The 12,989-nt window shown below is 45.3% G+C and carries 11 protein-coding genes; 8 read left to right on the top strand and 3 right to left on the bottom strand.

Annotated features, from left to right (window positions below; genetic code table 11):
- Both OB236_RS28125 and OB236_RS28120 read right to left on the bottom strand, forming a co-directional pair.
- Nucleotides 1-1,272: CotS family spore coat protein (locus OB236_RS28125; protein ID WP_408638522.1), on the bottom strand; the 1,272-nt coding region annotated here is incomplete at its 3' end.
- Between the two features lie 4 nt (nt 1,273-1,276).
- The gene (locus tag OB236_RS28120; RefSeq protein WP_262686887.1) at nt 1,277-2,584 is read right to left on the bottom strand and encodes a glycosyltransferase; all 1,308 of its coding nucleotides are present in this window, start codon (nt 2,582-2,584) and stop codon (nt 1,277-1,279) included.
- Between the two features lie 179 nt (nt 2,585-2,763).
- On the opposite strand from OB236_RS28120, the gene OB236_RS28115 reads away from it, so the two are divergent.
- The 7 genes from OB236_RS28115 (at nt 2,764) to OB236_RS28085 (ending at nt 11,659) form a co-directional block, all read left to right on the top strand.
- Nucleotides 2,764-3,339 (top strand): kinase, encoded by a 576-nt coding sequence (locus OB236_RS28115; RefSeq protein WP_262686886.1) that lies wholly within the window; start codon nt 2,764-2,766, stop codon nt 3,337-3,339.
- Nucleotides 3,311-4,342: a phosphotransferase gene (locus tag OB236_RS28110; RefSeq protein ID WP_262686885.1), complete on the top strand. Its 1,032-nt coding sequence runs from the start codon at nt 3,311-3,313 to the stop codon at nt 4,340-4,342. Before OB236_RS28115 ends, OB236_RS28110 begins: the two co-directional genes overlap by 29 nt.
- Before the next feature lie 176 nt (nt 4,343-4,518).
- Entirely contained in the window at nt 4,519-6,264 is a 1,746-nt protein-coding gene (locus OB236_RS28105) for a sensor histidine kinase (RefSeq protein WP_262686884.1), read from the top strand.
- Nucleotides 6,257-7,711, top strand: a complete 1,455-nt coding sequence (locus OB236_RS28100) for a response regulator (RefSeq protein ID WP_262686883.1) — start codon at nt 6,257-6,259, stop codon at nt 7,709-7,711. Before OB236_RS28105 ends, OB236_RS28100 begins: the two co-directional genes overlap by 8 nt.
- A 162-nt stretch (nt 7,712-7,873) precedes the next feature.
- Complete coding sequence (locus OB236_RS28095) at nt 7,874-9,580, top strand: extracellular solute-binding protein (RefSeq protein ID WP_262686882.1); 1,707 nt, start codon at nt 7,874-7,876, stop codon at nt 9,578-9,580.
- A gap of 263 nt (nt 9,581-9,843) precedes the next feature.
- A complete protein-coding gene (locus OB236_RS28090) occupies nt 9,844-10,734 on the top strand; it encodes an ABC transporter permease (protein WP_262686881.1) in 891 nt (296 codons plus the stop codon).
- A gap of 40 nt (nt 10,735-10,774) precedes the next feature.
- A complete protein-coding gene (locus OB236_RS28085; RefSeq protein WP_262686880.1) occupies nt 10,775-11,659 on the top strand; it encodes a carbohydrate ABC transporter permease in 885 nt (294 codons plus the stop codon).
- A gap of 42 nt (nt 11,660-11,701) precedes the next feature.
- Here OB236_RS28085 and OB236_RS28080 read toward each other — a convergent pair whose 3' ends face one another.
- Complete coding sequence (locus OB236_RS28080) at nt 11,702-11,890, bottom strand: hypothetical protein (protein WP_262686879.1); 189 nt, start codon at nt 11,888-11,890, stop codon at nt 11,702-11,704.
- 164 nt (nt 11,891-12,054) lie between these two features.
- Between OB236_RS28080 and OB236_RS28075 the strand changes: the two genes are divergently transcribed.
- On the top strand, nt 12,055-12,912 hold the full coding sequence (locus OB236_RS28075) for an alpha/beta hydrolase (protein WP_262686878.1): 858 nt from the start codon (nt 12,055-12,057) through the stop codon (nt 12,910-12,912).
- Nucleotides 12,913-12,989: the final 77 nt, after the last annotated feature.

Genomic DNA, 12,989 nt, shown 5'->3' with positions numbered 1-12,989 from the left:
TACGGGAGTAAGCTCTTGCTCCTGTTTCTCGGAAGCTGCCCAAGGCATTTGTGGAATATCGGTGCCCACAGGAAGTCTGATACCTTGTCGAACAGGATCCTTGCGGACAACTTCCCATTTGGATTCGATCTCCTCGGTCGAGTATTGTGCAGGTAGATAAAGGGCTTTGTCCTGTTCTAGCTCGGTTAAGGCCTGCCATTTACTGCTTTCTGTTGCCAACACCCTTGTCAGAATAGGCTCAAGCTCATGCTGCAAAAATAAATTCGGATCAAACACGATCTCCTTGATATGCTTGTAAAATTCGTTAGGAAACGCCATATCGATCCATAAGAGCTCAAACATATCCTGATCAATCGGATTAGCCGCGTGATAAGCACCGATCATACCGCGAATCCAGTTCAAGTCCCAGTTACCCATATCATCCATAGTACTCGTTATCAATTTACGTAAATCACGGAAGGGCAGGTCGTAAGCGACACCATCCAGATCAATGACCCATATCCCACCGGGTCCCATCTGACCGTTGGACCAGCCGTAGTCCTGATGAGCAAGCCCCCAGTGCTGCTCGCCTTTGGTTATCATTTTGAAATAGGGCGATGTCTGGAAACGAGAGAATATGTCTTGGGCCTGTTTTTTAAACTCATCGATAACAGAAAGCAAACGCTCACTTGATGGTGTTTCCCGATAGACCGTAGCAATATCCTCGAACCATCCGATCTTGGCCATAATTTTCTCGTAATAGTTGGACCAGCCATATAATCGGGACGATTTGGCCGCACCGAATGGAGGGGCATATCCTTGGGAATGCTTATGAAATTCTCCAAGACCGTAGCAAAGCGCGACGGCACCTTCCAGATCGATTTTTGAAACTTGCTGCAGCGGTTCAATCCAATCCGTCACGATCCATAGCTTGCCACCGGCTTCAACATACAACGTGTTTTCTTTATTGGGAATGAAGGCAGGTACCTTGGCACCTTGCTCAACCATATATTGCTGGGCACCGACACTGAACAGGCTTCTTTTGGGATCTCTGTGCAGTACTTTAAGGCTGCGAGGGCCGTGATCCGTATTAATTCTCCAGATAGCACCGCCTTTATCGGGTTTGGAAGTAATCAGCAGCATGTCGAATACAAGCATTTCGTACTGCTCCATCACCTGGTAAGCAACTTTTTCTAGCTCGGGCGGAACGTATTGTTCCAGAACGGTCCCAGGCGGCAGCGTGTTCGTGAGATGGTCCCAAGGCCCAATTAGGTAGTTCTCCAAAACTATCACTCCTTCATAAAAAATTAATGTTCCGTGCAGATTTCGACTGGATTACCTGATCGTATAAGCTCAGCTGCTTTTCAGTCGTTTGTGAAATGTGAAAGCGGTCCATCACGAATTTTCTCCCGGCTTTGACAATATCCGATTTTTGCTGTTGTTCCAGAAGCAGCATACTCTTTATTTGATTGGCGAGCAGGGCGCCTGATAAAATTTGTGGGCAATCATGGTCGCCAAACCACGAATCCCATGCTTTCTCGTATAGATCTGGCTTCACCAATCCCAATAATCCGAGTGTACCTACCGCTAACAAGGGTCGTTCACAAGCCATAGCTTCGAGGGCTATTCGTCCCGTACCGATAATATAATCGCTGATACAGTAATAAGCACACATGTCAGTAACTTCGCCAACGTAATGAAGATAGGGATGATCTGTGACCTTGCGATGGTTGTTGACCAGTTTGATGATGTTCTCTTGCTTGTTGCCTCCACCTGCAATGATCAGATGCAAATTCGGCTCATCCGTGTATCTTAAGGCAGTGGTAACATGAATCATGTACTCACAAATATCCGCTTTCTCCCACGACAGACGGCCTGCATACAGGATTACCTTTGCTTGCTGGGGAATAACCAGCTTTTGACGAAGATACCTCCGATAAAAGAGGGCATAAGGCTGATATTCCATGACATCGAGTCCATTGGGAATCAGATTGGAATCAAGTCCTTTTGCTGCCAGTGAACGTTGTATAGAGGGACTAACACAAGTAACAGTCGAGGATTGATGCAGCAGTTGGAGGAATTCCGGGTCATAATAGGTGCCATGCACTGTGAATACAAAAGGAATGTTCATCCGATCCGCAGCGGTGATAGCAACACTTCCTGAGGGTATCTGGTGGCCATGAACCAGATCAATTCGTTCTGCAGCTATGATCGATTGTATGAATTTTATATACAGTTCCCTGTTTTGCGAATCAGGCTCATAGGTGTCCAGAACAAAATCGATTTCATAATAAGAGCATCCCAGTCCGAGAAAGTGGTCCAACAGCTTTCCTTTTTTACCAGCCACGATGACAGTAGCCCCTTTTTTCAAAAGCTCGCGGGTTAAGGAGAGCGTGTAAGTTTCCGTTCCGCCTATATTGAATTGATCAATAACCATCAGTATCCGCAGAGAGGGAGCGAGGCTTGGGGAAAGAGCGGATTCCGTAGGGTTAGGGATCAGTGGGCTGACAGGATTTTTACTTATTTGAATGAAGCTGTTCGCAGATTTATTGACTGGTCTGGACAGGATTTGATTCTTAGACACTCCTCGCTTGTTAGCTTGCATGATTCACCTCCCAAACAAGTTACTTGTATCTATTTCTAAGCATATGTCATCTAGCGATTCGTTGATATGTACATTCGTGGATTTTGCTCAAATACGTGGGATACGGAGCATTGTCCTAAGTTTTATTAGCACAAGCTGAATATATTAAAATACGATTCATAACCAAAGGAGTGAAACGCTTGGATATCCAAGAGTTACTTAAAGGGGCCGTATTGATCGGGAAAGGAAAACAGGGGAGGGTCTATAAGCTTGCTTCCGATCGGTGTATCAAAATATATAGCGATGAACAGCATGCTCAAATGGAATACATGTCCTATTGCCGTGCAGAGGGCTCACCGGTCATTCCTAAGCTGTATGAAGCAGGACCGAATTACTTGATCATGGAGCTTGTACAGGGAGCATCGCTGGATCGTTATTTGAAAAAAAAGGGTGCGATGACTCGAAGCGATACGGAGCGTATTTTATTCATTATTCATGAAATGATAAGGCTTGGGTTTACGCGAATTGATGCCGCGGTATTTCATATTTTTATTGATCAGGACCAACCAACTGGCAAAGTGATCGATCTAGTCAATAGCTATACAAAGCAATACCACATTCCGTTGGTTATGTTCAAAGGGTTGTCTAAACTTAACGTTTTAAATTCTTTTCTCACGCATGTTAAAGTCTTGGACCCTGAGCTGTATCAGATATGGGCGAATTACTTGATGGCAAGGAGCGAACGGTATGGGAAACTCCAAGTTTTCGATGAATGAGGATTATTTTAAGCCGAACCTCATATGCGAGCAATTTCAAATAGGCAGTTTTCATAAGGTTCTTGGAAAGCTGGGTGGAGCATTTAATACAAATGTAAAAATGGAGACCAGCGAAGGTGAATTTGTTGTTCGAATATTGAACGAAAATAATACGATCAAGCATCTGCGATATGTGGGAAAAATGCTTGCGGAGCTGAGGGCGAAGGGGCTGCCGGTATTGGCACCTCTTTTGGCGAAGAATGGCGACTCTTTTATAAGATGTAAGGATAAATTGCTTCAGGTGTCGGCGTTTGTGGCGGTTGAGCCTTTCCAATGTCGGGAAAGCCAGGTATATGCCAGCGCGCGGAGCTTAAGGGCTTACCATCAGGCGCTGGAGCATGTACATCCGGGTCCTAAACCGGGCTGGTCCTTTTATCGAAGCTCTGTTTATTACAAGCAAGCAAACGACCGTCTAAAGAGTCTTGATATGGTTCCTCAAGCCGAGCTTTCCAGTATGGTGCTCATCCTTGAAGACTTGTCGAACAAATGGGGGCGGATTGAAGCTTCACTTCCGAAAGCGGTTCTTCATGGGGATTGGCACTTTTGGAATCTGGGTTATACGGGGGATGAAGTCAGCTGTGTGATGGACTTTGATTTTATGCAGCAAGGAACAAGGATTCACGATGTCGCCTACGCGTTATGGGTTATCTATGTGCTGCTGCCGGAGTATGCCTACAGCTTTGACAGAACTTTTATAGAGGGATATGGACCACTGACGGATGAAGAGAAGCATATACTCCCAGTCGCTGTGGCCCGAATCGCTATGTTTTTCCTGTTTCAATCGGCCTATGCTTCGAACCCTTTGGTGAAGTGGCAAAAGCACTATCCAAAGCAGGAGCCTCTGATTCAATGGTTATCCTCTGAGGGCGCAATCCGACTTGAGGAAATAACAAAAGCGGCATCAGATCAAACTTCGTCTTGTAGGACAGAGGGATTGCCAATGGAAAAGGATGATCCATCATAAGCTTCAGAATGGATCGCGGTCGCCTGGAGGCGGCCGTTTTTAGGTTCTGACCCGTACAGGAGGTGGATGATTGTTTAATTCAGATACAAGTCTTGGAACGCATCCTTTCTATTGCGTAATTTTACCAAAAGTGCCATTCTATACGTATAGATGGATAAGAGGATGTGCACAGCAATATGTTGACAATGAAGCGTTGGCGTTCTTTTTTATATGATTACTTAACCTTGAAACGTAGAATTATGATCATTTTTTCATTCACGGCCCTGATTCCTTTTATCAGTATCGGACTTATTTCTTATTATACGATCTACTCGCTGCTCACCAATAAAATTCAAACCGGTATCCAGAGCAATCTGAAGCAGGTTGAGCTTTCACTGGAAAATACGATCACCAACCTGAATCATGTTTCTCAGCAGCTAGCTTTTCAGGGGGCCGTAGGCAAGAAGCTGGATCAGCTGCTCTCGGCCAGCCAGCCCTACGAAAGGGCACAAATGACCGATGAAATCAAACAAGAGCTGAGTCTGATTTCGTTCACCAATCCGTCGGTCGGACTCACGCTGTATTATTTCAAACAGGACGATACATACAATTTTGAGAACCTGGGGGTTAAAGAGAACTTTTCCTTGAAATCACTGCCGCTGCTTGCTGAATATTATGGGATTTCCTACTATGGACCGCATATTAGCAACAATCGCTTTGACAACCAATACGTATTGTCGGCACTGAGGAAGGTGGATCTCCCGGATCGTGATGATGTCTATGTGTATATTGAAAGCGGGTTTCGGCTTACACAGACAATTTTGAATAATGATCCTTTTGGAGGCAGGCCGTCCCATCTGATTGTGGACAACAACAGCAGAATCGCCTACAGTGAGGTCTCCGATATATTTCCGCGTGATTCTTACTTTCCGGTGATTACCGACGGTCGCAAGTTGGGTGAGTACAATGGCTATTATGGTTTCGTAGAGACAAGCAATCAGGGTTGGAGCGTGATCTCGCTGATTCCGAAAGCTGATTATAACAAAGAAATGAACCGCTGGTTTGTGCAAATATTACTGATTACCTTGCTGTTTATAGGTGTGAGCCTGCTGCTCGGTTGGATTTTATGGAGAATGGTCTATCGCCCTCTAAATCATTTTAATAAAGAAATCAAGCTGCTGGCGCAAAACCAGAGGCAGTATGAACCCGCCTCGACCCAAATTCCTGAGTTTGATTACTTACTCAATCAATTTCGACAAATGAAGCGGCAAATCTGGGAGCTGTTCAGCGAGGTAGAGCAGAAGGAGAAGCGGAGGGTTGATCTGGAGGTGGAGAAGCTGCTGTATCAGATTAATCCGCATTTTTTGATGAACACATTGGATACGGTGCATTGGTTGGCTGTCATGAATGGTCAGCATGATATTGACCGTCTGGTCTCGTCCTTGAACAAGCTGCTGTATTATAACCTGGGCAAGCTGGGTGAGGCGGCAACGATGCAGGAGGAAATTGACGCACTGCAGCAGTATTTGATCTTGCAGCAAATACGATACGATTTTAAATTTGATGTTCAGCTTCATGTGGATGAGAGTGTACTGAAAATGCCGATTCCTCGATTTATTTTGCAGCCGCTTGTTGAAAACGCACTTTATCATGGATTAAACGACGACGGATACATACAGGTTAATGTCCGATTAAATGAATGTATTGAGATTTCGATTCACGATAACGGCTCCGGCATGTCGGAGGAAACGATTCGTCATTTATTAAACAATCAGGAAGTGGAAACGCGAAAGGTTGGCATGGGGATTGGTATGAATTATGTAAAACGTGTGATCGAGTCCCAGTATGGTAAGCGGGCCGAGCTTAGAATTGACAGTGTGATTGGGGAAGGAACGACAATTTTTTTAAGTCTGCCTGTTCAGGAGGTAAGTATCCATGATTAGAGTACTCGTAGTGGATGACGATAAATTAGTTCGCAAAGGCTTAATATCGGCAATGCCTTGGCACGAATTTGATATGCAGGTTGTGGGTGAGGCCAATAATGGAGAGCGTGCGCTTGAATTTTTGCAAACCAACGTTGTCGATCTGCTGCTAACCGATCTGGCCATGCCGGTAATGTCAGGAATTGAGCTTATGCGGTTGGTTCGTCAGCAGTTGCCGCAGATTCATATTGTTGTATTAACGCTTCATCAGGATTTTGAATATGTGCAGGAGGCACTGCGTCTCGGTGCTATTGACTATATTGCCAAGGTACAGCTGGAGAAGGAACGCTTTGAAGAAGTTCTGGCGCGAATTCACAAGCGGATTATGCAGGCAGGATTATTGGTGGAAGGAAACAAGCCAGTTATTCAGGATGAGGATAGCTTCAGCTTGGATCGTGCCTATGTATGGATTGCCTTGAACAAGGAATTAAGCTTTAAAGGGATGAGGCCTTGGAGTGAACAGGAGGGCTTGGGTTCTCATGAACTTCAATGGATTGAGGTCGAGCCCAATCTATGGCTGTCGAATCCAGTTCAACCGGAAGACCCGATTGCGCAGCTACGCATGAAGCAGCTAATCGACAGTCTTGCTGGCCAGCATGGCTGGATGCTGTTCGGCTTGGATGGTTTAAAGGGTCACAAGCAGCAGGAGATACATCGATGGTTACGGGAGTACAGGGAGAAGGAATTTTTTTATGATTATGATCCTGATCAACCTGCAATTGTCTACTTGACGATGAACAACTCCGCAGATCACCAACGGAATTCTTCTGAAGATAACTCTTATGTATTAAAGAGTCAGTGGTCTTCCCATGAATGGATTCATACCGATCTGGTGTTCAGCAAGCTTGTATATGAGCTTAAGCTGCTGCGGCTGTCGCAGGTGAAGCTAATCGGGCTTTTATATGGGCTGACAGACGAGTGGAATCGGTTATTCGTGCCTCTTGGCCTGGTGAAGCTAGAGCTTAATCCTACCTTTGACAACTGGCATAAGGTTGAAAAATGGCTCGTACAGGTGCGAGATTTGATTCACAAAGCGCTTGCGAGGCCTGCATTTTCCCCAGAGGTGATCGAATGTGTAATGAAGGCGATTCAGATGCTGCATCAAGAATTGCACCAGCAGGTTACCGCAGCTGACATTTCCAGGAGAGTCAATATGAGCCGCAGTTATTTTAGCCAATGCTTTAAGGAAATCGCAGGGAAAACATTTAATGATTATTTGCGTCAGCTGCGCCTAGAGAAGGCGAAGGAATACTTGCTGTACACGAATAAGACGATTGTCTGGATTGCAGAAAATACCGGATATATGGACGAGAAATACTTCAGTCGCTCCTTTCGCGAGCAAATCGGCATATTGCCAAGTGAATTTAGGCTAACCATGCGCGAGGGTAGGGAAATGTCCGATAAATAGGTAGAAGGAGGTCGGCTCAACGAGAGGACTTGTTTGGAAGAAGGGAAATTGTCGAGCATATACCTACCTGAACCCGTAACCGCTTTCTATCCGGGGAAGCGGTATTTATATGTTACTTTTATACAGCAAGATCATTCGTACAGGAAAGAAGGGGGCGTTAACATGCGTAAGACCCAAAAATCTATCCAGATCTCAATCGCAGCTATGTTAATTGTGATAACCGCATGCAGCAATACGAATTCGACCAAGGAGGAATCCAAAGCGGCAGCGAGTACACCGAACGCAGGGTCAGCAGCTGTAGCAGCAGATCCATTCGGCAAATATGACAAACCGATCACGATTAACATTGGAAAAAGTATCGATCCCTCTGATAAATCACTGCCACCAGGAGATACGCCGGAAAGCAACCAGTATACCAAATATGTCAAAGAGCAGCTGAATATTGAATCCAAAATGATTTGGCAGGCAGCTCAAGGTAAAGATTACGACCAAAAGGTTAATTTATCCATAGCCAGTAACGACCTGCCGGACACGATGATTGTCAATGATACACAGCTTAGACAGATGGTCAAGGCAGGACAGCTCGCCGATTTAACCGACGTTTATAGTAAATTTGCTTCACCTGCGATTAAAAGCATTATTGAAACGACCAAGGGATTGGCCACTAAAAATGTAACATTCAATGGAAAGATGATGGCGCTGCCAAATGTCACGACGGAGTCTGATATGGTTCATATGATGTGGATTCGTAAGGATTGGCTGGATAAGCTCGGTTTACAGGTCCCCAAGACGATCGATGAGCTGGAAAAGGTGGCCAAAGCGTTCGTCGAGCAGGACCCTGACGGCAATGGAAAGGCCGATACGATAGGGATCACCGGGCCTCAATCCGGTGGCTTTACGAATGCGACCTTCATTGTACCGAATAACAATAATTATGGCTTTGACCCGATCTTCTCGGCGTATCATGCTTACCCTGGATTCTGGATCAAGGGATCTGACGGCAAGTCTGTTTACGGCTCAATCACGCCTGAGACCAAGGAAGCGCTTGCCAAGCTGCGTGACCTGTATGCCAAAGGCTTAATTGATCGAGAGATGAGCGTACGTAAGGATGCTGCTGAATTGATCAAGGCGGGTAAATCGGGTATTTGGTTTGGTATGTGGTGGGGTGGCTATGGCCCTTTGGGAGATGCAATCAAAAACGATCCGAAAGCCAATTGGCAGGCTTATGCGGTTCCACTTGACGCCAAGGGCGAATTTACCCCGCATATGGGTACACCATCGAACCAATTTGTTGTCGTTCGCAAAGGCTATGAGCATCCGGAGGCCGCGATCAAGATGGTCAACCTGCTGCTGCGTGATGAGTCGAAATTCGACCTGAAAGTCGCTATTAATAATTATCCATTAAGACTGGTATTCGCTCCGATGGACGAAATGGACGTAACCTATAAAATGCTCAAGGAAGTACTAGCAGGCACCAAGAAACCGGAAGAGCTGGACATCCCGGGTTATAAATTGCTCAAGGCTGATGCCGAGAACGTGAAAAAGGTGAAGCTGGAGCCCTACGATAAGGTAGATATCGAATATTGGAATCCGAATGCTGACTTGGGTGTATGGAAGCGGATGTATTCTACATTCGTAGGTGTGGCTGCACTTCAACAGCCGTACAAGAAAACCTACAGTGTGACGTATTCCCAAACCAAAACGATGGAAGGCAAATGGGCAACCCTCGACAAGCTGGAAAAGGAAACATTCCTGAAAATTATTATGGGCGCCGCACCTCTTGAGACGTTCGACCAATTCGTTCAGGATTGGAAAAAACAAGGCGGGGACCAAATCACTGCCGAGGTGGATGAGGCTGCCAAGCAGTAATCGATAAGCGGTTATATGGGAAAATGGCGCGAAGCCATGAACCATCTTTATATTGTGCGAGTTTAGGAAGTGCGGTGAATAAGAGGTGGAGGCTGCCATGTGGATTCGGAGATAGCGAAGCGGTGCCTTTGTATGCAAATTTCAACCTATAAATGTTTTATATAATGAAGAAATCTGCAAACAACAGCAATCGTAGAACCACATGGCAGCCGGAACTGCTCTCTTCTCTTCTTCACCGCACTTCACTTAAGGAGTGAAAAGCATTGGTAACAAAAGGTTTTGCCAAGCACTACTATATCATGCTCCTGCCGGGTTTTATTTGGCTGACCCTGTTCAGTATTGTTCCGATGTTCGGCTTCGTCATCGCATTTCAGGATTACAATCCGGGTTTGGGCATGCTGCATTCGGAATGGGTAGGTCTGGATAATTTCACGTATATGTTTTCGCTCGGGGATAGCCAGACCATTTTTGTAAACACGATTTTTATTGCGGTCATGAAAATTATCGCCAATCTGATGGTTCCGTTGGTTTTTGCTTTAATGCTCAATGAATTAAGAATTATGATATTGAAAAGATGGATTCAGACCATCGTCTATTTACCGCACTTTCTGTCGTGGGTCATTCTTTCGGGGATACTTCTTGATATTTTTGCCTACAAAGGCCCGATTAATGATATGCTGTCGGCGCTCGGGGGAGAGCGGATTTTATTTTTTGCGAGGGCGGACCTGTTTCCTTTTATTATTGTAGGAAGCGACGTTTGGAAGGAATTTGGATTTAATACGATTATTTTTCTGGCAGCTTTAACCGGAATCAATCCTTCCTTGTATGAAGCAGCGGCGATGGATGGTGCAACCCGTTTGCAGCGCCTATTCCATGTCACGGTTCCGGGAATAGCGACAACAGTGATTCTGCTCACTGTATTAAGTCTGGGCAATGTCTTGAATGCCGGCTTCGATCAAATTTTCAATCTGTATAATCCACTCGTATATTCCACGGGCGATATTATCGATACCTGGGTTTACCGGACAGGATTAGTGAATTTGCAGTATGGACTGGCGACAGCAGCGGGGCTATTGAAGTCGGTTGTCAGCTTTATTCTTATCACCTGCTCTTATTTCATGGCTTCCAAATATGCAAATTATCGTATTTTTTAATAGATGAACGGTTGAAACAGTTGGTGAAAGGAGGATGGTTATGGTTAAGGAAGCAACACTGGGGTCCAAATTGTTTGATATTGTATTGATAGTGCTGCTGGTCGGTGTATCGCTCCTGTGTATTTTGCCGATCTGGTATACGCTGGCGGTTTCGCTCAGTGAGAATTCGGCAGCGGCAGCCGGGCAGGTAAGATTGTGGCCAGTTGGATTTAATTTGAACTCGTACCGTGAGATTATGGATGACAGCAAATTTTTCAACTCGTTCTGGATTTCGATTCAGCGAGTGGTGTTGGGCGCGGTTGTCAGCTTTGTCGTAACGGTTCTCATGGCTTATCCATTATCCAAAACAACAAAAGATTTTCGGCTCAGAAATATACTGATGTGGATATTGGTGTTCACCATGTTGTTTAACGGTGGTCTGATTCCATGGTATCAAACGGTCAAGGCGCTTGGCCTGATCAATAATATTTGGGGACTTGTGCTTGGACACAGCGTTCCGGTATTTAATGTCATTCTGGTCGTTAATTATTTCCGTAATTTACCCAAAGAGCTGGAGGAAGCGGCGTTGGTTGATGGTGCGGGTCCTTGGTACATGCTGGTTAAGCTGTATATTCCCCTTGCGGTTCCGGTTCTTGCTACAGTAACCTTGTTCAGTATTGTGTATCATTGGAATGAATTTTTTAACGGTTTGGTGCTGATGTCGAGAGCCGACCATTATCCGCTGCAAACGTACATTCAGCAGCTGGTTGTCATTATTGATGCTTCAACCTTGAATACCGAGCAGTTAAAAAGAATGAGTGAGTTATCCAATCAGACTCTGAATGCGGCCAAAATTTTTATCGCGATGATCCCTGTACTGATCGTTTACCCACTGTTGCAGCGCTTTTTCATTCATGGCATAACGTTGGGATCGGTTAAAGAATAAGAAACAAACAAAGACACCGATAAGGGTGTCTTTGTTCGATGTCTATTTGTTGCTTTGCTGCTTCTCATCATCTGATTTACCGTCGAATGTGTCTTCAACCTTATCCATGATTTCTTCGACAGCCTCACTCACCATATCTGTCGGGGCAGCATCCTGCTGATCGACAGGTGTAATAATAAAGTCAGGTGTGGGAGTAGGGTGCGTATCCTGCTCTATGTTTTTTTTGCTCATGTCGGTTTCCTTCTCTCGTTTGGATTTATGACGTACACAATATTACCCATCTCACACGATTTTATTCACGTATGCTTCAACGTCTTCAATGAATCGTGCATACAAGAGAGTAAAGCTGTACAATAGATATAAGAAGACAATTCGAAGGCTAAGGAGTGAGTGATTTGAGCGAAACTTCTACGATTCAGGAAGCATTTACCTTGGAAGCAGGACACTTGGACTCAGGAGAGAAACTGTTTATCCGCGGAGAAGTCAGAGTTGTACCGGACCGATCTGGCCCAAGTCCCGTGCTGCTGATCTGTCATGGTTTTAAAAGCTTTAAGGAGTGGGGGTTTTTCCCATATATCGCCACACGTTTTGCAGAGCAGGGCTATTATGTAATCACTTTTAATTTTTCCTGCAACGGGGTGAATGAAACGGATTTTGATGAGCTGGAGCGTTTCGCCGTGAATACGTTTTCCAGAGAGCAGCAGGATCTGGAGGTCATTCTTCAGGCGCTGCTTGCTAATAAGCTTCCACTTGCTGATGCTGCGGACAAGGAAAGTATTCATTTGTGGGGGCACAGTAAAGGTGGAGGAACCGCCATTATATTTGCTGCTGAGCATCCGCAGGTTAAATCTGTATTAACATGGAACGGAATCGGATTCACGGATCTGTTTGACGACACTTTCAAAAAGCAGCTGGAGGAGTACGGGATCGCCTACGTGGCCAATGTACGCACCAAGCAGGAAATGCCGATCAAGGCTGTATTTTATGAGGACCTGATGGACAACAAGGAACGGTTTGACATTGTGAAACAATTAGCGGGTCTCACCATCCCCGTACAGCAGATTCAGGGGGATCAGGATTCACCCCGTCTGATGGAAGACTTTCAACAGATGCGTGCGGGGGATGCCAAGCATTCCGTAGTCACTATTGCTGGTGGAAACCATACATTCGGAGCTGTTCATCCATTTAAGGGAACGACGCCCCAGTTGGAGCAGGCTATACAGGCTTCTCTGCAGTTTTTACCTTTGGGTTGACAGTGAAAAGACACTTTGCTAGCATGATATCATAGTAAACCAATATGGATAAATAATTAATTTAGGTTCTGCCGGAC

This window comes from Paenibacillus baimaensis, from assembly GCF_025567575.1.
This window is presented reverse-complemented; position numbering and strand designations above follow the sequence as displayed.

Bases quoted from the DNA above. Each gene is read 5' to 3' on its own strand.
- OB236_RS28105 (WP_262686884.1), top strand. From the start codon at position 4,519: ATGTTGACAATGAAGCGTTGGCGTTCTTTTTTATATGATTACTTAACC.
- OB236_RS28100 (WP_262686883.1), top strand. From the start codon at position 6,257: ATGATTAGAGTACTCGTAGTGGATGACGATAAATTAGTTCGCAAAGGC.
- OB236_RS28095 (WP_262686882.1), top strand. From the start codon at position 7,874: ATGCGTAAGACCCAAAAATCTATCCAGATCTCAATCGCAGCTATGTTA.
- OB236_RS28080 (WP_262686879.1), bottom strand. From the start codon at position 11,890: ATGAGCAAAAAAAACATAGAGCAGGATACGCACCCTACTCCCACACCT.
- OB236_RS28110 (WP_262686885.1), top strand. From the start codon at position 3,311: ATGGGAAACTCCAAGTTTTCGATGAATGAGGATTATTTTAAGCCGAAC.
- OB236_RS28120 (WP_262686887.1), bottom strand. From the start codon at position 2,584: ATGCAAGCTAACAAGCGAGGAGTGTCTAAGAATCAAATCCTGTCCAGA.
- OB236_RS28085 (WP_262686880.1), top strand. From the start codon at position 10,775: ATGGTTAAGGAAGCAACACTGGGGTCCAAATTGTTTGATATTGTATTG.